At 48.9% G+C, this 23,912-nt stretch carries 19 protein-coding genes and 1 pseudogene; 6 read left to right on the top strand and 14 right to left on the bottom strand.

Annotated elements, in window-relative coordinates:
* Positions 1-74: 74 nt before the first annotated feature.
* The 5 genes and pseudogenes from C1714_RS07160 to lysS form a co-directional block, all read right to left on the bottom strand.
* Positions 75-422 carry a helix-turn-helix domain-containing protein gene (locus C1714_RS07160; RefSeq protein WP_135567916.1) on the bottom strand — a complete coding sequence of 116 codons (348 nt, stop codon included), beginning with the start codon at positions 420-422 and terminating at the stop codon, positions 75-77.
* Between the two features lie 571 nt (positions 423-993).
* The gene (locus C1714_RS07155; protein WP_245305074.1) at positions 994-3,168 is read right to left on the bottom strand and encodes a hypothetical protein; all 2,175 of its coding nucleotides are present in this window, start codon (positions 3,166-3,168) and stop codon (positions 994-996) included.
* A gap of 165 nt (positions 3,169-3,333) precedes the next feature.
* Positions 3,334-3,831: pseudogene (locus tag C1714_RS14665) on the bottom strand (DEAD/DEAH box helicase family protein); the annotation flags it as partial.
* 62 nt (positions 3,832-3,893) lie between these two features.
* Positions 3,894-6,005, bottom strand: a complete 2,112-nt coding sequence (locus C1714_RS07150; protein ID WP_102343172.1) for a site-specific DNA-methyltransferase — start codon at positions 6,003-6,005, stop codon at positions 3,894-3,896.
* Positions 6,006-6,249: 244 nt separating this feature from the next.
* Positions 6,250-7,734, bottom strand: coding sequence for a lysine--tRNA ligase (gene lysS, locus C1714_RS07145; RefSeq protein ID WP_102343171.1), 1,485 nt, complete (start codon positions 7,732-7,734; stop codon positions 6,250-6,252).
* A gap of 502 nt (positions 7,735-8,236) precedes the next feature.
* Between lysS and C1714_RS07140 the strand changes: the two genes are divergently transcribed.
* The gene (locus C1714_RS07140; RefSeq protein WP_167849966.1) at positions 8,237-8,479 is read left to right on the top strand and encodes a GlsB/YeaQ/YmgE family stress response membrane protein; all 243 of its coding nucleotides are present in this window, start codon (positions 8,237-8,239) and stop codon (positions 8,477-8,479) included.
* 71 nt (positions 8,480-8,550) lie between these two features.
* Here the strand turns inward: C1714_RS07140 and C1714_RS07135 are convergent, their stop codons facing one another.
* A complete protein-coding gene (locus tag C1714_RS07135) occupies positions 8,551-8,742 on the bottom strand; it encodes a hypothetical protein (protein ID WP_102342538.1) in 192 nt (63 codons plus the stop codon).
* Between the two features lie 244 nt (positions 8,743-8,986).
* Between C1714_RS07135 and C1714_RS07130 the strand changes: the two genes are divergently transcribed.
* Positions 8,987-9,604, top strand: a complete 618-nt coding sequence (locus tag C1714_RS07130) for a thymidine kinase (protein WP_102342537.1) — start codon at positions 8,987-8,989, stop codon at positions 9,602-9,604.
* A gap of 114 nt (positions 9,605-9,718) precedes the next feature.
* Here C1714_RS07130 and C1714_RS07125 read toward each other — a convergent pair whose 3' ends face one another.
* The 7 genes from C1714_RS07125 to C1714_RS07095 all read right to left on the bottom strand — a co-directional run bounded on the left by C1714_RS07125 (position 9,719) and on the right by C1714_RS07095 (position 17,838).
* Positions 9,719-10,366 carry a hypothetical protein gene (locus C1714_RS07125; RefSeq protein WP_102342536.1) on the bottom strand — a complete coding sequence of 216 codons (648 nt, stop codon included), beginning with the start codon at positions 10,364-10,366 and terminating at the stop codon, positions 9,719-9,721.
* Position 10,367: 1 nt separating this feature from the next.
* Positions 10,368-12,767 carry a ribonucleoside triphosphate reductase gene (locus C1714_RS07120; protein WP_102342535.1) on the bottom strand — a complete coding sequence of 800 codons (2,400 nt, stop codon included), beginning with the start codon at positions 12,765-12,767 and terminating at the stop codon, positions 10,368-10,370.
* Between the two features lie 16 nt (positions 12,768-12,783).
* Positions 12,784-13,923, bottom strand: coding sequence for an anaerobic ribonucleoside-triphosphate reductase activating protein (locus C1714_RS07115; protein WP_167849965.1), 1,140 nt, complete (start codon positions 13,921-13,923; stop codon positions 12,784-12,786).
* Between the two features lie 346 nt (positions 13,924-14,269).
* Positions 14,270-14,710 carry a very short patch repair endonuclease gene (locus C1714_RS07110; RefSeq protein ID WP_102342533.1) on the bottom strand — a complete coding sequence of 147 codons (441 nt, stop codon included), beginning with the start codon at positions 14,708-14,710 and terminating at the stop codon, positions 14,270-14,272.
* 15 nt (positions 14,711-14,725) lie between these two features.
* Positions 14,726-15,916: a type II restriction endonuclease gene (locus C1714_RS07105; RefSeq protein WP_102342532.1), complete on the bottom strand. Its 1,191-nt coding sequence runs from the start codon at positions 15,914-15,916 to the stop codon at positions 14,726-14,728.
* Complete coding sequence (gene dcm, locus C1714_RS07100; protein WP_102342531.1) at positions 15,916-17,055, bottom strand: DNA (cytosine-5-)-methyltransferase; 1,140 nt, start codon at positions 17,053-17,055, stop codon at positions 15,916-15,918. Before dcm ends, C1714_RS07105 begins: the two co-directional genes overlap by 1 nt.
* Before the next feature lie 312 nt (positions 17,056-17,367).
* Positions 17,368-17,838, bottom strand: coding sequence for a GNAT family N-acetyltransferase (locus C1714_RS07095; RefSeq protein WP_102342530.1), 471 nt, complete (start codon positions 17,836-17,838; stop codon positions 17,368-17,370).
* Between the two features lie 71 nt (positions 17,839-17,909).
* On the opposite strand from C1714_RS07095, the gene C1714_RS07090 reads away from it, so the two are divergent.
* From C1714_RS07090 to dusB, 4 genes are read left to right on the top strand one after another with little or no spacing between them, the layout of a single operon-like run.
* The gene (locus C1714_RS07090; protein WP_102342529.1) at positions 17,910-18,308 is read left to right on the top strand and encodes a hypothetical protein; all 399 of its coding nucleotides are present in this window, start codon (positions 17,910-17,912) and stop codon (positions 18,306-18,308) included.
* Positions 18,305-20,053 carry a glycoside hydrolase family 2 protein gene (locus tag C1714_RS07085; RefSeq protein ID WP_102342528.1) on the top strand — a complete coding sequence of 583 codons (1,749 nt, stop codon included), beginning with the start codon at positions 18,305-18,307 and terminating at the stop codon, positions 20,051-20,053. The genes C1714_RS07090 and C1714_RS07085 overlap by 4 nt, the downstream gene beginning before the upstream one ends.
* Positions 20,053-20,931: an Hsp33 family molecular chaperone HslO gene (gene hslO, locus C1714_RS07080; protein WP_102342527.1), complete on the top strand. Its 879-nt coding sequence runs from the start codon at positions 20,053-20,055 to the stop codon at positions 20,929-20,931. Before C1714_RS07085 ends, hslO begins: the two co-directional genes overlap by 1 nt.
* Positions 20,924-21,904, top strand: coding sequence for a tRNA dihydrouridine synthase DusB (dusB, locus tag C1714_RS07075; RefSeq protein ID WP_102342526.1), 981 nt, complete (start codon positions 20,924-20,926; stop codon positions 21,902-21,904). Before hslO ends, dusB begins: the two co-directional genes overlap by 8 nt.
* Before the next feature lie 74 nt (positions 21,905-21,978).
* On the opposite strand, the gene pepF is transcribed toward dusB, so the two are convergent.
* The gene (pepF, locus tag C1714_RS07070) at positions 21,979-23,781 is read right to left on the bottom strand and encodes an oligoendopeptidase F (RefSeq protein WP_102342525.1); all 1,803 of its coding nucleotides are present in this window, start codon (positions 23,779-23,781) and stop codon (positions 21,979-21,981) included.
* Positions 23,782-23,912: the final 131 nt, after the last annotated feature.

Below are 23,912 nucleotides of genomic sequence, written 5' to 3'. Positions count from 1 at the left end.
AATCACTATCTGCACATTCAATAATAGGCGAAAACATAGTCATTACAATTTAGAGAAAATAGGACTACAACTTCTTAATCTGCAAACCTGTTTCTTTCGATTTTCTCCAATGAATCAATAACAGACGGATAGTACATATTGACTAACGATCTGGTCAAATCCTTATCAAACTGAAGTGCCTCAGCAATATAAACAAGAGTATCAACCTTAGGGTTACCAGAAATTCCGCAGGGGATTTTTAGCCGTGAAATGGATTGCTTAGATACACCGCTCTGATTTGCAATATACTGCTGCGTAAAGCCAGCAGATTTCAATGTTTCGAACAACATATTCATTCGGACATACTGTGCTGTATGTTGATCCATGATATTTTTCAATTCAATCCTGAGCTGCGGCGTCATTTCTGGCCGCTGTCTGCTCATGTCGATCGACTAAAAAGGATGCTCCTGCGCGGAAGGATGATGGATTGAACAAGTTGGATATGAAGCGAAGCAGTCAGTGATGCAAGTTGAAGCAATACTAAACTTCATACAATCCCTCCTTCCTATAATACATGCATGCAAATGACATCGCTCCGGCAGGAATTCCATTTATTAGGTCTTCTCGGAACATTTACTGACCCGAGAACACAAAAAGACAGCATATGCTGTCTCCGTTAAAAATAGATTGCCAGGTCGGAACTCTGTAGTAAATACCGCCCTCTCTATTACCGATCTCCGTAATCGGGAACGAGTGTGGTCTCTAGAACACTGATGAGGAATCCGTTCACCAGATATCATGTGCTGGCAGGCACTCGGATGTGCAGGGGCTCTGCTCTTACAACACACTACAATAGAATTCAGAAATCAAAAATTTGAATATGCCCCAATCGTCTGTTTTCAGCATCGCCTTTATCAGACATCTTAATTATATCATAATTACAAACCCTGCAAGAATTCCCACAGATAGCTGCATTTTGTATTTTATCTTCATGATGCAACAAGCAAAAAACAATCAATTTTCAAAATACCCATATTGGTCAAAAAGATTATCTAACTCTGCATTAGTCGTAATCTGCAGCACCTTGTTGCGAACACCGATATCCCCCATATCCAGACGCTTGAAGTGGTTTTTTCCGTCTACCGCCTTGTCCTGGCGAATCAGCTGCATGCGACCCAACGCAGAATTCCAATGGAGATCAGCGTACTCAGCAAATCCGATTGCTTTATACACGTTGTCTTTATCTGAAGCAAGATGCGGTTCAAGAATATCAATCAGGTAGTCAGAAAAACCATTTTTGCGGAATACAATGATGTCCGGGTATGAAGCATGCGCAACACCATCCATCTTGTAAGGGATGCACAATGCCCAGGATTTGCGGTCCACATTGCGAAGCCAGCCGACAAAGTCCGAGCGCTTTTCCTCTTCAGCAACTACTCCGGCTTCCCATGGATTCAGATCAATACGAATCACACCGTTCTTTCCGTAAAGGTGATCAGTGTATATTTTCCCATTATGGCTCTCAGGGAAGTCTGCTGATTCCGGCAGCATAAATACGGTCGGAGCAGCGTATGAAGACTGGATGCTGATACTGTTGAACTCACCGATCAGTTTTTCGTTATGAGAGGATACGATAGCCGGGCGATACGTGTTGAACATTGAGTTGAACATGTTTTCGGCTTTTTTCTCAAGTTCTGTCATTCCAGCAACGTTGTTTACAAACACGACAACTTCAAGCCTGGAAGCATTGATATCATCGAAGTCAGCATATTTTGCCAGATATGCATGCCCAAGCCCTTCACCGAGTTTGCTGTTTGCAATATCAAACTGTTTTTCAATATCCGCATCCGTTGTAAGCATTGACTTCGTGTTTATAGTATCGTCATGCTTTTCACCGAATGCATCAATAACGGTAGACTTCAGCTCAAACGTGCGGAACTTGTTTGCCGCTTCATCATAGCTTCCTTCTGCCTTCAGCTTTTCAACGAAGCTATGGATTTCCTCTATAACCATAGTCCGGGCGTCTACAGAAGCCTCCGTATAGATTTTCGACATCATAAGCATTCGGGCCAGCATGAGTAGAGATTTCAGATATGGTCTCTTTCTAGATACCGTAACACTGTAAGAAGTGAGGTTTGCATTAGCGACAGCTTTGAGAATCTCTTTCCGATTGATCGTCTTCCCTGCTGGTGCAGATACTGCCTGGAAAGAAGCGCCGCCCGGTACCATAACCGATGTTGTCTCTGCACTGCTTCCGCTTCGCACTCCTTCTGTCTTCCCGTTTGGAACAGGTGAAGTATGCTGTACATGCGGCAATGTCTTCGGATCAGCAGGAATATCAGGTGCCGTTTCTGTTCTTTCTGGATCATGTTTGTCATCTTTCTTATCCTGATTGCCAAAGTCATCACTCATGACGTTGTATGGCTCATTTCCAGTCATGTTCTGAGGCTTTTCCTGTTCATGTGGCTGATTCATAGCGGTAGATACGGTTTGCTCTGATTCGGGCTTTTTTGGAGTTCCTGTGCCGTCTTCAGTCTGTGGGTCTTCAGCGTAATAAACGCTTGTTGCTTTCGCCGTTGTGATATTCGCTACTGTTTCACCGTCATCATCGTTATCCTTTAATGCGGCAATGACAGATTCGACGGTATTATCATCAAAATGCGGCAGGAACAACTGAACATTGTTAAGAACCATATCACCGGGAATCCGTTTTGCCATTGGTGTGCGTTCCATCCGCCCGAGAAGCTGAGCGATGTATGTAGCATCTGTTGCTCTGCGGAAAGACATAATGGACTCTGCTCGAGGGCAGTCCCACCCAGTGGAAAGATTCATTTTGAAGAACACAACCTTAATCGACTTGTTTTCTTCAATACGTGCCGGATCAATGTAATAGATCGGAAGCCCATTGACAGTAAGGGTGCCAAAGCCATTGAAGGTATGTGCAACATTCCCAGGCTGGAACTTAAGACCGGAATGCTTTTCAATGATTTTCAGGCATTCGTCAAGAGGCGTGTCTGTTGGATTCATCTTATCGCCGTCTTCAACCTGCACAATCAGAATCGGTTCAACATACGGTTCATTATTATTCTTGTTATGGATATACCAGTGATATCTCTTCTCCGCCCAGTCATCCGCAGCGGCTTCCATCATTGCCATATCCGGAGTGAAAGCAAGATCAGGATAATTCATGACGACATCATCCTTCAGCAACCCGGATTCTCTGACTTCTGCGGCCGAAACAGTCACACGGCTCAGCGTGGACAGTGAATTGTTGACAAGACGTTCAAAGCGCCGTGATGTTGCCGATATGCCGATAATAAGTGGAAGTGCATCGATCCCGTCTTCGTCACTGCCAAGCACAAACTTCTGCATAATAGACTGGGCCTGCTTTGCTTCACGGTCATTCTTCGTGCCTTTATGTGCTTCATCAATGACAAGATACAAGTGCCCAGGGTGTTCCTTTGCCGTATGATCAACAATCTCCCAGAACGTGTGCTGACGCATATCGGATACCGTCGTAAGTTGCTTATCCTTGCCGAGCTTCTGCGTGTTGATGAAATACACGCACCCAGCTTCCAGTTCGTCCTCGGCAAAGCTGGGATCCACATCAACCAGCTGATTGATGCGGATCATATCAGACTTGCTTTCAATTTTCAGTCTTGTCTGTTCATTCAGATCAGGACTATCGGAAAGCCAGAGGAACCGGGCTGCAGGATCCGCTTCGTGGGTTGCATCGCCAAACAGAATCTGCTCAAACAAGGCTGTCATGATTATTGTTTTACCCGAACCTGTCGGTGCGGAGAACGAAATAACCTGCGGTGTCTGTCCTATCGTCCACGCAGCATGAGCCATATCAATCTTCGTGCGGAGGTTATCAACTGCACTGAGCTGAAAATCAAATAGATTTACATTTTTCATTCTTCATCAATCCTTCCATTGATCTTGAAATTATCAAGATAGTCTCTGTACAGCTGATAGATATGAGGAACATTCAGATTGCATGTGATCGCCCTATATTCCTCGTGTGAATCAGTGACAATAAATACCGTATTGATCTCAGGGTGTTCTGCCAATTTTTCTTTGAAATCCGCAAAATGTGAAGTCCTGACAAGAATTGCAAAATGATTTCCTGGCCTCATCAGCATAGAAGGAACCGTCTTGGGGTCTAGTTCTGGACATGGTCCGATAGCACCAGCCTTCATCCAGAGAATCGGAACAAGTTCACAGAACTGCCTTCCAAGAGCAACAGTGTTCTTATCAAGGAAGCCAAGCTTGAAGTAAATGCAGTTAGCTTTGAAACCATCAGACATAGGTTGCCCGGAAACTTTCTGACCGTCTAGACCAATATAATTGCCTTTCAACGGATTCCCGTCTACATTATGGCCTCTAATGGAGCAGACCGTGCGAGGCCATGTAACATATCTCGCAATACCAAGCTTTTCCCATTCTTCGTCGCCCGGGTGATAGCCATTATTTGTAAGCACCTTAGCTTCTGCGTCAGAGACTTCATTATTTGTCACCATAATACACCTGCGATGGCCTCCATCTTCTGCGTTCAGCAAGTTGACAGCATGAAGCGTCGTACCACTACCGGCAAAGAAATCAACAATCAACGCGTCGGGCTTATTTGCTGTATAAAACCTTATGCAATCGTGCACTGCATATAATGACTTCGGAAATGTGAAATTTCTCGAAGAAATAATATCATTTACAACATTAGTACCAAATGTTCCGGCGTCATGTGTCGATAAATTCCATATAGTCTTTGGTGCCGTCGTCTTCGATGTATCAGAATATTTAACGATCATCGAACCGTTATTATCATGACCTGCAACTATAATTTTCCCATCTTTTATTGCTTGAAGCTGATTACTTGTAAGATATGAAATCGAACAACCTTTGCCTTTACCAGGTTTACCGAATTTGATAGCTCCGATCCTATATAGTTCTCTAAAAGTAGACGGAACCATTGCCCAGCTATATTCCTGACCGTGTCTTACAGGCGGCCAAACAGCATATGTTCCGTCAGGCGCTTTTGGGACAGGATCATTTTCATAAACAGTATCACCGACAGAATTAAACGTATCGTCGCTGACATTGAAATATATTGGATACCATGATCCAGGATTTGCTGATCTGATACCTTTTTTTCCGTTTCTCAAAAAGCCTCTCCAGCGCACATTGGTATCATTAGAAATATCCTTGGTGAGCATATCTGAACCAGTCTTGCAGATTTCACAATTGCCGATCATCACAAAATAAATGAACTCGTTTACACGACTGAATTCATTCTTTCTTGCAGTCCCTTTAGGGTTAATGACACTTGAAATCATCTGAATCCTTGCTTCCGGAAACATTTGTTCCAGCAGCATTCCTAGATGCAGATATTCCTTTTCATCGATTGTAACAATCAGCACGGAGTCTTTCGGATTCAACAGCTTCTTCGCCAACTTCAAACGCTTTTCCATGAACGACAGCCACTTACTGTGTCTGTAAGCATCATTACTATCCACATAGTTGTTGTTATATTTCCAGTCGCGAGCTCCAGTGTTATATGGAGGATCAATATAAATACAGTCAACCTTTCCGGCATACAGATACTCCAGTAGTTGCAGAGCATGGTAGTTGTCTGCTTCGATCAGCGTATGCCATAGATCGCTATCCGGTGCATTTTCAACACTGTCAATTTTCTGTAAATATGGATAGATCGGATCACCAAATTTTGCAACAGCAACAATGTCGTTAGCCGACATCAGCCTTGTTTCACCGCTCTTTCTGTTCTGACACAGAACATTGTCGCCATCTATGCTGACAACGTTATACAAATCATTAAGTTCTCCGTTTTTCAGGGCAACAGTCCGTCCTTTTTTGATTTCAGTTCCATACAACGGTGTACATTCAGGAATATGATTTTCGAAAACAAGGCCGAATTTTCTCTGTTTTGTCACTCTGGCAACTTCGTACCGGATACGATCTCGCAGCTTCTTATCTTCTATCTGATTTATTAGATCATCCAACACTGCCATTTGAATTCCCCCATCTCCATCCATTGATCGCATTAATACAACATTATTTTTTATTTTCCTACAAATCGCAACTGCTAGCAAACCCAAGCAGACGAAATACCATAACCGAAGCTACCATGTATCCCACACAAAAACGAAGATGACCACTTGTAGATCATCTCCGTCAACACCTCTTCTTCAAGTAATTGGTAAATAATTGGTAAATCTTTACAATTATCTTAGAAAACAGGCTTTGTTATGCGGTTTATTCGCTTCTTGGCTTCATCGTCGGGAACAGGAGAACATCACGGATACTGTCGCATCCGCACAGTAACATCACAAGCCGGTCAATGCCGAAACCGATACCGCCCGTCGGCGCCAGACCATACTCCAGAGCTTCGACGTAATCCTCATCCATTTCGGCAGCTTCTTCATCGCCCATTGCCTTTGCCTTCAGCTGATCTTCAAACCGCTTGCGCTGGTCAATCGGATCATTGAGCTCCGAGAACGCGTTATCGAATTCGACGCCCATGATCTCAAGCTCAAAGCGCTGCGTAAACCGCGGATCCTTTGGATTCTTCTTGGCCAGCGGCGAAATCTCAATCGGATGACCCCAGACAAAGGTCGGCTGCTCGATCTTGTCCTCGCAGAACTGATCAAAGAACAGCGAAATGATGTTGCCAACCGTATGCTGATGCGGCGCAACCTCAACGTTATGCTCCTTTGCCAGCTTCAGCGCATCTTCGACACTCATCGGCTGCCAGAAGTCAACACCCGTCACTTCCTTGACCGCATCGACCATGTTCCAGCGCTTGTAAGGTCCCGCCAGGTTCACGGTCTTACCCATGAACTCGAATGTTGTACGATGGAACACTTCATTGGCAACGCTCTCGAAGAGACCTTCGTTCAGCTTCATCATCCCTTCCAGATCCGAATAGGCACAGTATGCCTCCATCGTCGTAAATTCCGGATTATGCTTCAGATCCATGCCCTCATTGCGGAACACGCGGCCAATTTCATAGACACGTTCCAGATCACCGACAACCAGACGCTTCAAAGGAAGCTCCGTCGCAATTCGCAGATAGAAATCCTTGTCCAGCGCATTATGATGCGTCACAAACGGACGCGCATTGGCACCGCCTAGAATCGGCTGCAGCACCGGCGTCTCAACTTCAATATAGCCCTGGCTGTCCATATAGTGCTGAATGGCACGAATGATCCGCGGCCTCAGCATTGCGATCTCACGCGAACGATCGTTCATGATCAGATCGAGGTAACGGCGGCGGTAGCGTTCTTCCTTATCCTGTAGACCATGGAACTTCTCCGGCAGCGGACGCAGCGCCTTGCAAAGATGCGTATAATCATGCGCCTCCACCGAAAGCTCTCCGGTCTGCGTCTTGATCACGACACCCTTGACGCCGATGATATCGCCCAGGTCTGCCGACTTGAACAGCTCATATACCGCATCACCGACAATCCGCTGATTGATTACAACCTGAATGCGGCCCGAACGGTCCAGCAGCGTCACAAAGCCAAGCTTGCCCATCCGCCGCTTCGTCATGATGCGGCCGGCGATCGAAACATGAACATCTTCCTTCACCAGATCTTCCGCAGAATCATCGCCATACTTTGCACGCAGATCTGCTGCATGGTCCGTCTGATCATAGGCCTGTCCAAACGGATCAATTCCCTGGGCACGCAGCTGCTCCATCTTCTGACGGCGTGCCGCCTCCTGATCCGACAGATCCATTTCATGCGCATTCTGCACCGCAGCCGTAATCTTTTCCTTTACCTTGTCACGCTTCTCGGCCGCTTCCTTGCGCTTTGCGGCAAGTTCCGGATGCGCCGCTTCGAATGCCTTGCGCCGTTCTTCCTTCAAACGCTGCTTTTCTTCCTTGGTCATTTCTTCTTCACTCATGATCTCTCTCCTCACAAAAAAGCGCCTCCCAAAGGGACGAGCGCTCGTCGTGGTACCACCCTTATTTACGGATGCTCAATCCATCCGCCTCATTGCGCCTCTATCGCAGGACTGCGGCCAACTCCGGAGGCCTTCTGAACGCTTCCCGCCCCGTCCGCTTTCACCATCCGGACTCGCTACCCGGGCTCATGAAACATTCCCTTCTCCATCACTGTCAAGCGGCCTCATTTTAACGGACTTATGCCTCAAATTCAATACACCTGCCGAAAATCAACACGCGCTCTCACAGGTGCTATAGTTTACGCATAAACAAAAATGAATGGAGGAAATAACAATGCTCTGGTTTATCATCCGTACACTGATTGTCGGCCTGCTTGCCGGCTACGCAGCCGCAAAGCTCAATCACATGGACACATCCGACTGGAAGAAGAATCTTCTGCTCGGAGTCGCCGGCTCTTTTCTCGGCGGTTTTCTCGGCACCCTGATCGGCATCAAATCCATCAATATCATCGGTTCCGTACTGATTTCCATTACCGGTGCCTGCCTCGTTATCTGGCTTGCCCGCAAGATCGGCTGACCCGCGTTTCCATGCACCGTGTACACCCATCTCTGATGCAGGTACACGGTGCATTTTTGTATCTGTGAAGTTTATTTACCGGCTTTTCCCTGGATCTCGGCAAGGTACTCTTTTATCGCCGGAGGCAGATCATAAACGTATCCATAATCAGGATGTGATACCCTCAGAACCTCCTTCATCATCATTTTCAGCACGGCACTGACGGACAAAATACCACTGAGCAAAATCGCAGTCCAGCAACTCAAATCCATTCCATTTATCATCCATACGTCGCCCCTGTTATTTCATCCGCTATGCATGGAGGTCAAAAGTATAAGCACCTTGTTTTGAATAGTTTAGGTATTTCTCAGCCGCGCAGAAGACCCTTGTCAAGACGCAAAGAGAACCGCAATCCTTATCAGGCAGCACCATCAGGAATTGAGTTGGATCGATTGTTTCCATCTCCATGTGTCTGGCGGCTTACGGCATGGTAGAATCTTTCCAGCGAAAACAGGAAGGATTCATCATATGGCAAAACTCTATTTTTATTATGGCGCCATGGGCTCCAGCAAAAGTGCCAACGCCCTCATGGCCGAATATAATTACCGCGAACGCGGGCAGAAGGTTCTGCTCGCCAAAACCAACATCGACTCACGCGACGGACAGAACATCATCCGCTCCCGCATCGGCTTACAGAAAGAGTGCCTCCTCTTAACGGATGTATGCGCCAAAAGTGACGCGGAGCTTTCCACCTATGATGCGATCATCGTCGATGAAATCCAGTTTGCCAGGCCGGAAGAAATCGACTTTCTTGCCCGCATCGTTGATCAGCTTAATGTTCCTGTACTGTGCTACGGTCTGCGCACAGACTTTCAGCTCCATTTCTTCCCCGGTTCTCTGCGGCTGATGGAAATCGCCGACGAAATCCGCGAAGTCAAAACCGTATGCTGGTGCGGAAAGAAAGCCATCTGCAACGCCCGCTACAATGAACGCGGCATCGTTCGTGCCGGCCAGCAGATTATGCTCGGCGCCAATGACAGCTACATTGCCCTGTGCCGCAAGCATTTCATTGAAGGAAAACTGTCTGCCGACGATCCTGGCAACCCCCTACCCGACTTCGGACAGGTAAGCGGAAACAGCGACTGATCACACACTGCAATTCTGCCCGGGAGTAATCGAATTCCCGGGCTTTTCTTATATTTCTTCTTCCCGTTCAAAACGAAAGGACCTGCCCGCGGACAGATCCTCTTCCTGTACTATTTATTGATTCTGCTGCTGCGACTGATTCCGGCTCGAATCCACAGCCGCCGCAAGATCTTTCTGCATCTGCATCATCCATGCCTGCTGATTGTCCTGATCCCCCAGATTCTTATAGATCTGGGCAATCAGATAATCATTTGAGCCGCGCTGCTCAATCGGCAGTGCCGCCGTTTCCGCCTTCAGTTCCTCAAGATGCGATGTATCTTTCTTATACACAACGTCATAGGCACGATCCGCATACTTCTTCAGCTTCTCGCTGCCCTTGAGGCCGTCGATCTTGAGCTTGTAATCGGCACAGAGCGACTGTTCCTCCAAAGGAAGATAGTACTGAAACGCCATGCTGTAGAGAGCCGTCCTCTGGCTGTCATTCATACGGATCGTTTCAAACTCTTTGAGAAGCGCTTCCGTCTCCTTGTTCTTCTGCTGCATCATGGCGCAGTTCAGCTTCAGATACAGACGGTTGTAGGGAGGAAAGCTGCGCATCATCTCCTTCGAATCCGCCAGTTCCTCCACTTCGCTGTACTTTCCCTCCATCATCAGTTCCATCGCCTTCTTTGAAAGGCTGTTCTGCCGATTGCGGGAATACAGTTCAAAAATCACATCCGCCGCAATGACCGCAATGATCGCAACGATCGCCCATGTCTGCATATCAGGCTGCCGCTCCGTCACGGTTCACATACTTCAGAATATTGCTTGCATTGACGTAGCTGTCCGCCGCATTGCCATGCACCATCACAAGCGTCGGCGCCTGCATGATGTCATACTTTCTGGAAAGATCCGGATTCTCCTCGGCATCAATCACCTCATAATGGAATCCTGCCCGATCCAGCATCCCTTCAATCATCTTGCAGTTGGGGCATGTCTTGGTAGTGAAGAGCAGGGCACGTGCCTCGCCTTCCGGAGCAGACGGCGAAACCGCATCACTCACAGGCACCGCCTCCTTCTTCTCCTCATGGAATGCGGACACCGGCTGCGATGCAAGACCGTCAACGCGATAGGTCTTGCGATCCTTGAATTCCTGTGCCTTGCCGGCGTTCCAGTTCTTTACCGGACGATAATAGCCGGTGATACGGGAATACACCTCAGTCGCAGCACCGCACTTCGGGCACTTCCATACTTCGCCGGAAATATATCCATCATTCGGGCATACCGAATAGGTCGGCGAAATCGTATAGTACGGCAGTCTGTAGTTCTCGGCAATCTTGCGTACCAGTGTTGCCGCGGCCTTCCAGTTGCTCAACCGCTCGCCAAGGAAGGCATGGAAAACCGTTCCCGACGTATAGAGCACCTGCATCGGATCCTCGATGTCAAGCGCCGTGAAGATATCATCCGTATAGCCGACCGGCAGATGGCTGCTGTTGGTGTAGTACGGCGTACCGTTGCGGTTCGCCGTAATGATGTCCGGATAACGTTCCACATCATGCTTGGCAAGACGATAGGTCGTGCTTTCCGCCGGCGTCGCCTCCAAGTTGTAGAGATCTCCATACTGTTCCTGATAGTCCGCCAGACGGCTGCGCATATGATTCAGAACCTCGACGGCAAACTTCTGCGACTCCGGAGCCGAAAGATCCTTGCGGATCCAGTTCGCATTCAGACATACCTCATTCATGCCGATGAGACCGATCGTGCTGAAATGATTGTTGAACGTGCCAAGATAGCGCTTCGTATACGGATAGAGGCCCGCATCCAGAAGACGCGTAATCACGTCACGCTTGATCTTCAGCGAACGTGCCGAGATGTCCATGATCCTGTCGAGGCGCTGATAGAACTCTTCCGGCGTCTTGGAAAGATAGGCAATCCGCGGCAGATTGATCGTCACAACGCCGACCGAACCCGTCGACTCACCGGATCCGAAGTAGCCGCCGCTCTTCTTGCGCAGCTCACGAAGATCCAGACGCAGACGGCAGCACATTGAACGTACGTCGCTCGGCTTCATATCGGAATTCACATAGTTGGAGAAATACGGCGTACCGTACTTGGCCGTCATCTCAAACAGAAGACGGTTGTTTTCCGTATCAGACCAGTCAAAGTCCTTCGTAATCGAGTACGTTGGAATCGGATACTGGAACCCGCGGCCGTTGCAGTCGCCCTCGATCATGGTCTCGATGAACGCCTTGTTGACCATGTCCATTTCCTTCTTGCAGTCCTTGTACTTGAAGTCCATGTTCCTGCCGCCAACGATTGCCGGCAGCTCCGCCAGATCCTCCGGAACCGTCCAGTCCAGCGTAATGTTGGTGAACGGAGCCTGCGTACCCCAGCGGCTCGGCGTATTGACGCCATACACAAAGCTCTGGATGCACTGCTTCACTTCCTTATAGGAAAGGTTGTCCACCTTCACGAACGGAGCCAGATACGTATCAAACGACGAGAAAGCCTGCGCACCAGCCCACTCATTCTGCATGATGCCGAGAAAGTTGACCATCTGATTGCACAGCGTGCTCAGATGCTTTGCCGGCGCCGAAGAGATTTTTCCTTCCACACCGCCCAGGCCCTCCTGGATCAGCTGTTTCAAAGACCATCCCGCACAATACCCGCTGAGCATGCTCAGATCATGAATGTGAATGTCACCCGAGCGATGCGCATCCGCAATCTCCTGATCGTACACTTCACTCAGCCAGTAGTTGGCCGTAATTGCGCCGGAGTTGGAAAGAATCAGGCCGCCGATCGAATAGGTAACCGTCGAATTCTCCTTCACACGCCAGTCCAGAGCCTTCAGATAGTTGTCGACCAGCTTCTTGTAGTCCAGCGTCGTCGCCTTAATATTGCGCAGATTCTCCCGCTGCTTGCGATAAAGAATATAGGCCTTCGCCACATCAGAGTAACCCGCTTCCGAAAGCACCTTCTCCGCCGAATCCTGAATGTCCTCAACACCAATGAAGCCATCCTTCGCCTTCGGCTCAAAGTCACTCGTCACCCGCAGCGCAATCAGATCCAGAACCGAAGAATCATAGTTGCGGCCGCACGCATCAAATGCCTTCTGAATCGCGGAAGAAATCTTATGAATGTCGAAATCCGCGATTTTCCCATCTCTCTTGACTACCTTGTACATCTGCTTCACCTTCCCCTTATTTCACTCCCCGCAGCTCTGCCTGCGGAATAAATTCCTGTACAGCTTTTAATAATGTAGCCATCTCACTGGCGGAATAAGATGCCAGTCCCGCCGGAGCGATCACATTTCCCGAATTCTGATACTGCTGCAGATAGTAGTGCTTCGCTCCCTGCAGCCATTTTGCGATTTCTTTCAGGTCTTCTTCCGTATGCAGCGGCTTGACCACCGTCGTACGGAATTCGTAGTCAATATCCGACTCCTTCAGCAGCTCGACGGACCGCTCAATCGCCTCACAATCGAACACTTCCGGATTCAAGCCTGTCGTCACCGGATATTTCGCCAGCGTATTTTTTACGTCCATCGCCACATAATCCAGCAGCTTCTCGCTCAGAAGATTTTCCAGACGCTCGGGCGAAAGGCCGTTGGTATCCAGCTTGATCGCAAATCCCATTCTCCGGATCTCGCGCATGAATTCCTCAAGCCCATCCTGTAACAGCGGTTCCCCGCCGCTGATGCACACGCCATCGAGGATTCCTTTCCGGTGCGAAAGATATTCCAGCACCGCATCCGGAGAAATGAACTCATAGCCCTCCGGCACAAAGACAAGCTCCCGATTGTGGCAGAACGGACACTTCAGATTGCAGCCGCAGGTGAATACCGTGCAGGCAACCTTGTCCGGATAATCCAGCAGCGTCACCTTCTGCAGACCGCCGATTCTCAGACTCTCATATGCCGAACCCGGATCAATGCTTCGTGAATTATCGCAGACCTTGTCAAGCATCGCCGTGAAGGCATCCATATCCACATTCTGTGACAGACTTTTCTGCGCCGTATTGCGGATATCGTAGAGATCATTCATGATGTCCGCCGCCTTCTTCGTCGTATACAGCCGCTTGACGCGGCGATCATTTTCATCCGTTCTCTGTTCGGCGTAGCCCTGTTCCATCAGTTTCTGAATGCTTTTGGTCGTCGTCCCCTTGTCTACTTCGCCAAGTCTCGACACTTCCTGCATCGTGATGCCTTCCTGCTCATAAATGGCAAACAGATACTGCAGCTGACCCGAACCGATCCCATACTGCTCCAGTGCATGATCGTAATATTTCTGCAGATTACGGGTCAGAACCGACAGACCGAGCATCAGACTTTTGTCCCCCATCGAACAGCTCCTTTCCCGCATCCTTGTGCGATTAGTTGGAAATCCAATCAATTTCAAAATGAATTTAACGCCGAAATGAACCTGCGTCAACCGGCCAAAGAACAGGAAATAAACGGCAAAACCATCAAATCCCCCGCATCCATCCGCTTTTATCAATTCCACCCCGGATCATGAAAAGTTTCTCCTCTCGGTTTCATGATCCTTTTCACCATTTACGTAACTGCACGTTGTGCTTTGCTGCAGCCCAAAAAACGGCACAAACTTCCAGCAGGGGCTCCCTGAAGAAATCACCAATGATCGACCTGATGATTCATTTCAGCAGCCTCTCCCCGTCCGTCTGTGACCGTTATTTCTGCAATTCAGATGCTGATTGTTTTTTTATTTCGCATTCAATTGTTTCAACGCATTGCGACGTTTTCTTCCTGATATCTTCTCCCCAAAAACGGATCACTGTCCATCCCGCCTGCTTTAATTCCTCATTAACGATTTTATCGTGTTTAATGTTTCCGTAGATCTTTTCGATCCAGAATTTCGAATTGTTCGAATTCTGCAGATGGACCTTCAGCATATCCCAGTCCTTCCCATGAAAGAATTCGCTGTCGCAGAAAATGGCGAGTTTATACCGGGGAAGCACGATATCCGGTTTCCCGGGCAGGCTCTTGACATTCAAACGATATCGATACCCTTTTGCCCACAACGCCTTTCGCAGTATCAATTCGATCTCAGTGTTCTTTGATCGAATGTTCTGCATGTTTTTTCTGCGCTGTTCAGAAGTCAGAACATCCATAACCCTGCCTTACCATCACTGATCACAAAGACTTTCTATGTTTTTCACATAAGAAATAAACTTTTCAAGAGACCAGATTTTCTCCTTGTATTCTGAGGGATATTTGCGGATATAAGGCTCAGGTACAACAAGAATCACATGTTCCTCTTCCATCTCTTTCAGCTGATCAGCAGAAATACTCTGCTGGAGCGTACATAGAAAAATATCCTTTCCTTTTCTTCTGTCTGCTTCATTCAAAATCTGCCGCCACCGGTCCTTACACGTTGTCTTTGCCGCCAGAGTTATCAGTTTATCGGCCGGAAAGTCAGGATTATGGTAAGCTTCCACAGAAGGGAAAATGAAATCCGGTCTCTTATGTCCTTCGGTTTCTCCCTGAGGTGTAAATTGCAGGTTGTTACGTTTGAACAAGGCTTCCAGGTGATTCTCCAGACTCTTTCCCGCTCTGCTTTTCCGCCTGTTCAGTACTTTATTGGCTGTCAGAATGAAATCTTCAAAGTTTGAAAAACCATTGCTGATTTTTGCACCGTATCTTTCTTTCTCCAACGCTCTGAAGATCCGATACTCCTCATTGGTCCACTGAATCAGTTTTCGATCCACATCCTTGTCGCCCTTCCCGGTCGGGTCATGAATCTCATCCTCAATTCTTCGAGCTTCTGCAGACATGTCTTCAGACGTCGGGAATTCAACATCGAGAGAATGAATAAAATTCATGATCTCATCATGCTCTGCCCCTGCCGCCGTAAGCTTGTCATTGTCGATGAGTTCGTTTGTTTCAGTTGAACTGATATTGAAAATATCCAGAAATTCATTAATTGTTTCTTCATCATTGAATACAAACGCATCGTATTGCTCCATCGTCATTTGAAACAGAACAAACAATGCGCCTGTATACTCTTCCTGAAGATAAGGAAATCCGCGGCCAAAAGCTGTAATTCGGTATTCATTTCGAGTCTTGTTCCCATAGTAGCGGAATTTCGACTCAGTTGTTATGTCAGGGTTACCGTGCCATGTAATCTTCACATCAAGGTCTTTATTATCTCCGCGCTGTCCTTCTTTCCCCATCAAAATTGACGCGCTTTTCTTGGCAATGTAAATACCAGACTGATGACCGCCCGTTTTGCCCGTATCATTTGCTGCCAGAAACTTGCAGTAGACTCGCCCGGCACTTTTCGCAATTAAAGCTGCTTCCCCTACCAGATCTCTCATTATTCACAATTCCTTTCTTTGATTTGATCCAGATAATTTACCTTTTTAAAAACCAATGAAGCTACATCCGCCATCAACGGAACAACAACCGAATTGCCAAACTGCCTGTATGCCTGCGTATCAGAAACCACAATTCGGAATGTGTCAGGAAAACCCTGAAGACGGGCACATTCTCTCGGAGTTAATCTTCTTGGATTTTTTCCCTCCTGGGGAATCAGTATTTCAGACCCGTCTTTATAATACCTGGCACTTAATGTGCGGGAAATCCCTTCCGGACTGGCAAGACCATATCCGAAGCCATTTCCCTCTGCTTTATGTTTCTGAGCATATGCCTGCAGGTAATTCCACAGCTTGTCGGAAAGCGTAAATTTCTCATCAACGTTTTCTTCAAGAATATCTTTCAATACAGGCTTAGGTTTCTTCGGAGTAATTGAAAATTCGAAACTGATATCCTTCCCGTATCTTTTGCGATCAAAACCGACGATCAGGATACGTTCACGATGTTGCGGCACATAGTTCTGCCCATCAATCACCTGGCAGAAAACCTCATAATCAAGTTCCTCCAAAGACTCCAAAATGACCTGGAACGTTCTGCCGTGATCATGAGATTTCAAGTTCTTAACATTTTCCAGCATGAACGCTTTCGGACGCTTTGCTTTGAGTACACGGCATACATCAAAAAACAAGGTACCCTGCGTCTTGTCTTCAAATCCTGTTGCTCTGCCAAGGCTGTTCTTCTTGGAAACACCTGCGATGGAAAACGGCTGGCACGGAAAACCTGCAACAAGAATATCATGATCCGGGATATCCTCCGCATTGACTTTGGTAATATCTCCATCCGGAGTCTCGCCAAAATTTGCATAGTAGGTCTGCTGGCAGAACTTATTCCATTCATTTGAATAAACACATTTGCCGCCCACGCTCTCATATGCTAGACGCATTCCGCCAATGCCGGCAAAAAGATCAATAAAAGTGAACTTATAATGTCTATGCTCAGCTTTTTCCCGATTATATTTCACCAGCATTTCCATAATTGCAGAGTTGATGGCATCCTGCATTGACTGTCTGGTTGCTTTCGAATAATCCTGCAGATCAGAATAAACTGCATCTTCCATCCTGATATGAACCTGTTTTGCCATAGTATACCTCTAGGTATTTTTTGGTACCTTTTTATTCCCATTAAAAATACCACTTTTCATTCATCATTGTGTTATTTTTGCTTGTCATTTTCTCTCGACTAGGCCCGCTGAAAATCACGTCTCATTTGAAAAAACAGAAATGTAAAAGATGTGTCCGGAAACCATTTGCGTTCCGGGACCAATCATAAGAGTTTGATTCAAATGATGTGAATTATTGCAGCCCGTTCATGAAAACCTGCAGCATGGAAGCCGGGATAAATCCGGATTACCTCTGTCCAATATGACCAGTGATCGGATTCAAATGCAGAATAATTACTTCAGAACTTCTTCCATCACATATTCCATCGGCTTCAGGCCCATGGCCTCATAAAAGCCGATGGCTTTTTCGTTGAAGGACCACACATTGAGCGTCACATGATAGAAGCCATTGGCACGGGCATAGTCCTTTACATAGTGATACAGCGATTCACCGACATGTTTCCCACGCGCAGCCGCGTCCACGCACAGATCATCAATGAACAGCGTCCTGATGTCCGTCATGTTGTTGGAATGCGCACGCTCCTTATAAATGCAGAAGGCATAGCCAAGAACCGTTCCATCTTCGTCATAGACAAAGATCGGCGTCCTTGGATCACTGATCATTTTCACCAGTTCTTCATCCGTATACTTCGTCGTATTCGGCACAAAAATATCCGGTCGCCCCTGGGCATGGATGTTGAGCACCTCCATCAGCAGTGTCTTCAAAACCGGAATATCCTTTGCCTCTGCTCTTCTTACTGTCATCTTCGCTTCCCTCTTTTTCTCACCATTCTATGCCTTTTCGTGCCTGCATGGAATGATGCTAGAATAGCAGAATGAGGCAGAAGAACGCAGAAAACAAAAACAACCGGAACATCGTCAGCATCGTTTTAACCGGCGCCGCGTTGGGTTTTGGCATGTCCCTGCTGGTGATTGTTCTGCTGCGCAGCCGCAGCTATCAGATCTTTAACGCATCGTTGATTCTCTTTCTTCTGATCAGCTTCTTTTTCTCCTGGCTGCTGAACATCCTCTACAGCCAGCGGAAACCCCTTCTTTACGCCGGCATCACCATGTGCATTGTCAGCGCCCTTGTTGAAGCGCTCTATGCATTCACGACCGCCCGCAGCCAGGCTACGCTCTTCTCCATGGGCATCGCATTCCTGCTGATGACAATTGCGGCAATGGCCGGTGCCATAATCAATGCCCTGCGTCACGGGAAAGGAGACAGCCAATGACTCCGCTCACACGTTTTGGAAAAAAGCTGGACTATCAGCACATCCTTCCGGAATATCCACGCCCCATGCTCGTAAGGGACAACTGGCTCAACCTCAACGGCCCATGGGAATATCAGATCACCAAAGAAAATGAGGAGCCGGCCCTCAAATCCGGCTGGAAAACCATCCTCGTCCCCTTTGCCCTGGGCAGCCTGCTGTCCGGCAGCGACGACCGGCTGCTGCCCCATCAGATTCTCTGGTGCCGGCGCAGTTTCACCTATCCCGTCGACTCTCAGCGTCGGATCATGCTCAACTTCGAAGCCGTCGACCAGGAATGCGAAGTGTTTCTCAACGGCCTGAACGTCGGCCACCATGAAGGCGGCTATTCCCCTTTCTCGCTGAATGTCACAAACGCCGTCAAGGAAGAAAACGAACTGCTTGTCAAAATCAAAGACGCCTCGGATCAGGGCATCTATGCCTATGGCAAGCAGGTTCTGAAACACGGCGGCATGTGGTATACACCCTCCAGCGGTATCTATGGCACCGTATGGATGGAAAGTCTCCCCGAATATGCGATCGAGGATCTCAAGATCACACCCGACCCGCAGCACGGCAGCGTCTATCTCCGCTTCGCCGGTCAGATGACCCAGACCGTCATCACCGTCTTTGCCGGAAATAAGCTGGTCCATCGCGGCATCACCAATGAAATGGACTACACGATCACACTGTCGGAAAATGATCTCCATCTCTGGTCACCATCGGATCCGTTCCTTTACCGCCTCTATCTGCAGACGGAAGATGAAACAGTACGCTCCTACTTCGCGATGCGCAGCTTCTCCAGTCTGCCGGACAGCAGCGGCCATCTGCGCTTCGCCCTCAATGGAAAACCGCTCTTTCTCAGCGGCCTGCTGGATCAGGGCTATACGATGGACGGCCTGCTGACCTATCCATCCCAGGAAGCGATGGAGTTTGAACTGAAAAAGATCAAGGGCATGGGCTTCAACATGATCCGCAAGCATGTCAAGGTTGAAAACCGCCGGTGGTACTCCCTGTGCGACGAGCTGGGAATTCTGGTCATGCAGGACATGCCGAGCGGCGGAGGACCGTATAATTTCAAGCGGGTCGGTCTATGGCCGACCCTGGGCCGAAGAAAAATGTCCGATGGCAAAGAAAGCTATGCCCTCAATGGGCGCGCCGGCCAGGCTTCCAGAGACATGTACATGGAAGAACTGTATGCAATGCTCGATACGCTTTACAACTGCCCCTGCATCTTTGCCTGGGTACCGTTCAACGAAGGATGGGGCCAGTTCGATTCCAAAGAGATCACGGAAAAGATCAAGGATTATGACAATACGCGCCTCGTCGACAGCGCATCGGGATGGTTCGATCAGGGGGCCGGCGATTTTTTGAGCATCCATGACTACTTCTTCCCCCTCCATGTGCCTTCGTCGGATGGCCGCATCGTCCTTCTGAGCGAATTCGGCGGCTATACCTATGTAGAATTCGGCCACAGCTTCCCATCCCGTCCCTACGGGTATAAAAAGTTCAAGGACAAGCTGCAGATGAACGACGCCGTCTTCCGGCTCTATGAACACATGGTGTATCAGAACATTTCCAAAGGCCTGTCCGGCTGTATCTACACGCAGCTAGCGGACGTTGAAGACGAATGCAACGGACTGTTCACTGCCGACCGCGAAATCGTCAAGATTGACGAGAAGCGGATGCGCCGCATGAATGAAAAATGTATACGGAGAGTCAGAAACTGATGAATGATGAAATTGTAATTGCAGAAGCACTGCAGGGTCAGGTACGCATCCACGCTGCCCGCACCACTGCCATGGTATCGGAAGCACAGAAGATCCATAACTGCGCACCGACCAGTGCCGCAGCACTTGGACGCACGATGACGGTCGCCGCCCTGATGGCAAGCGATCTCAAAAATCCCAATGAACATGTAAAGGTACGCATCGACGGCAAGGGTCCCTGCGGCGCCATCAATGTACAGGCAGACGGAGCCGGCAATGTGCGCGGCCTGATCGGCAATCCTGGCGTCCACATGGTACGCAGTGACGGCCATCTTGCGGTCGGACAGGCGGTCGGCATCAACGGTTCATTGACCGTCAGCCGCGATATGGGCCTCAAGGAGCCCTTCACCGGCATCGTCCCCCTTCAGACCGGTGAAATCGGGGATGACTTCGCCTATTACTACGCAGTCAGTGAGCAGACGCCTTCGGTCGTAGCCGTCGGTGTTCTGATCGACACGGATCTTTCCGTGAACTCAGCCGGCGGACTGATCTTCCAGCTGCTTCCGAACGCCGAAGAAGAAGTCATTGAAGCCGTTGAAAAAGTCGCCCGCGAAATGAAGCATGTATCGGAATACATGAAGGAAGAAAGAAGTGTCGACGACATTGTCAAGGAGCTGTTCCCCGATGCCGCGATTCTTTCCCATAAGCCGGTTCAGTGGCACTGCGACTGCTCCAAGGATCACTTCGCCGATGCGCTGGCAACGCTTCATGACAAGGATCTCAAGGACATGATCGAAGAAGATCACGGCGCCGAGATCGTCTGCGACTATTGCCACAAAGCCTATCAATTTACCGAAGCAGAGCTGCAGCAGATTCTCGAGGGCAAGCACCGTGCTTAACATTGGAAACGTCACCCTGAAAAACGGTCTGATTGCCGCTCCTCTGGCCGGCATCTCCAATCCTGTCTACCGCACCATCATGCACCAGTACGGTGCGGATCTTTGTGTATCGGAGATGATCTCAGACAAGGCGCTGCACTACAACAACGCCAAAACCAAAGAGATGTGCCGCGTATTTCCCGACGAACATCCGGTTTCGCTGCAGTTGTTTTCAGGAGATCCCGTCACGATGGCAGAAGCCGTCCGCTTTCTGGATCAGAACACAGACTGCGACATGATTGACATCAACATGGGCTGCCCCGTAACAAAGGTACTAAAAGCCCACAGTGGCAGCTGGCTCATGGCCCATCCCGATGTGGCTGTGGATCTCGTCAAAGCTGCGGTGGACAATACGAAAAAACCGGTCACCGTCAAGATGCGGGCCGGCTGGGACAGTGAACACATCAACTGCGCCGAACTTGCGCAGCAGCTTGAAGCAGCCGGTGCCAGTGCCATCGCCGTCCACGGCCGCACGAAAGCACAGATGTACAGCGGCAGATCCAGTAATCTCTACATCAAAGCGGTAAAGGAAGCCGTTAAAATCCCCGTCATCGGCAACGGAGACATTCAGACCGTTGAAGATGCCTTCCGCATGAAGCAGGAAACAGGCTGTGACGGACTCATGATCGGACGGGGACTGCTGGGGCGGCCATGGTTCATGCAGGAATTGAAATGTGCCATGGAAGGCACACCGTTCCAAGAGCCTTCTTATATGGAACGGCTCGATCAGCTCAAAGACTACGCCAAAAAGCTGACGGTCTACGAAGGGGAACATACCGGCATCGCCATGATGCGCGGCATGGCCGCATGGTATCTGACCGGCATGCCTGATTCGGCCAGAGTAAAGGCTGGCCTGTCACGCATCACCAGTCTGAATGAGCTGAATATTATTGTCGATACCTACAAAGAGAAGCTCCAGGAACAGGTCAGATGACCTGACTCATATAACGCAGAAAACAAAACAAAGTACAAAAAGGACTGAGGATAACAATTCCCCAGCCCTTTTCATTACAGTCCAAGCTGATCCGCCGTCTTCTCGGCATCGACCAGAACGGATTCAAATTTCTTCAGCGCCTCATCGATCGGCTTCGGCGTCGTCAGATCGACGCCCGCATGTTTCAGCTCATCGAGCGGATACTGCGAACTGCCCATGGAAAGGAATTCCAGATACCGCTTCACTGCCGGCTGACCTTCGCTGAGAATCATCGAAGAAAGAGCCGAAGCGCTGGAATAGCCCGTCGCATATACATAGACATAGAACGGATTGTAGAAGTGCGGGATGCGTGCCCACTCATACTGCACCGCATCATCCCATACCAGTTCCGGGCCGAAATAAAGCTGAATCAGTTTCTTGTACAGCGCATTGAGCGACGCACTGTCCAGCGACTCACCGCGTTCTGCCATCGCATGTGCTTCCTTCTCAAATTCCGCAAACATCGTCTGACGGTAGACGGTTCCCTTGAAGCCTTCCAGATACTCATTCAGCAGAGCCAGACGGTTCTTCGGATCCGTCTCCTTTGCCAAAAGCTGCTCAATCAGAAGATTCTCATTGACGGTCGAAGCAATTTCGGCAACGAACATCGTATAGCCGCTGTACTGATACGGCTGCGTATGATTGGTAAGCCATGTATGCTGGCTGTGCCCCATTTCGTGGGCAATCGTTGAAACCGAATCCAGCGTCCCCGAGAAGTTGGTCAAAATCACCGGATTACTCGTATAGGTACCGCTCGAGAAGGCGCCGCCGCGCTTGCCCTTATTGGGATATACGTCGATCCAGTGGTTCTCGTAGGCTTCCTTCACACGGTTCACATACGCCTCACCCAGCGGCTTCACCGCGTCAAGTACCATCTGCTGCGCTTCCGCATAGGTGTAGGTCTTTGACACATCCCCTGCCAGCGGCGCATAGACATCGTAGTAGTGAAGCTCATCAATGCCGAGGATCCGCTTGCGCAGACGCACATAGCGGTACATCTTGTCCATGTTGCGGTGAACGCTATCAATCAGATTGTCATAAACCGAAACAGGAATATTATCGACAGCCATCGACATTTCCCGCGAACTTCCATAGTGACGAATCTCCGCCTCGGCCGTATGCGCCTTCACGGTTCCACTGTAGGTGCTGGCAAAGGTCATAATGTGCTGCTGGAACGACTTGTAATAAGAATCAAACGCATTCTTGCGCAGCACCCGGTCCGTACTCATCTGCAGCGGAATATAACTTGAGCCGCTGACTTCATGCGTCTTTCCTTCCGAATCTGCGGCAGGTTCAAATACCATGTCCGCATCCATCAGGTTTTCTGCCGCCTGTCCGCAGGAGCCAAGCGCATCCGAGAGCTTGGCGAGAATCGCCTCCTCACCGCTGCTCAGCATATGCGGCTTCTGACGCAGCAGATCATGTAGATAGAAGGAGAAATCCTTCAGCGAAGGATCATCCGCAGCCTTACGCAGCGTATCTTCATCCAGAGCCAGCATCTCCGGCTGCGCAAACGCCAGCGCCGCCGACGCCTTGGCATAGCGGCTCATCGCCCTTGCAAGCATGGACTGTGCCTTCGGGTCACGCGTATCTTCGCTGTTGCGCAGCTCGGCATACGCAAAGCAGTTTTCCATCGCAAGCTTCGCATCCATCTCCGCCTTCAGAAAGGCAAGAATATGCTTCGAATCCTTCAGTGTACCTTTGTAAGCTGCCGCCGCGTCAATCTTTGGATCCAGGGCGGCGAATGCGGCTTCCCATTCCTCATCGTTTTTAAACAATGTGCTCAGATCCCATTCAAAGGCAGGATCCATTGCCTTGCGTTCCTTTAATTCACTCATATGTACCTCCGTGTCAACGCACCCATCATATCATTTTGCGCCGTAAGGCTGTGCGTGCCTGCCCGTGAAGAAGAAGGATGATTCAAATTTTTTTCTGGGCAGGAACCAAATCGTCCGTTAAATCGTAGTAT

Origin of the sequence: Galactobacillus timonensis, assembly GCF_900240265.1 — a bacterium.
In the GTDB taxonomy this organism is placed as follows: Bacteria; Bacillota_I; Bacilli_A; order Erysipelotrichales; family Erysipelotrichaceae; genus Bulleidia; species Bulleidia timonensis.
Note: the sequence above shows the minus strand (reverse complement) of the source record. Positions and strands in the feature narration are given on the sequence as shown.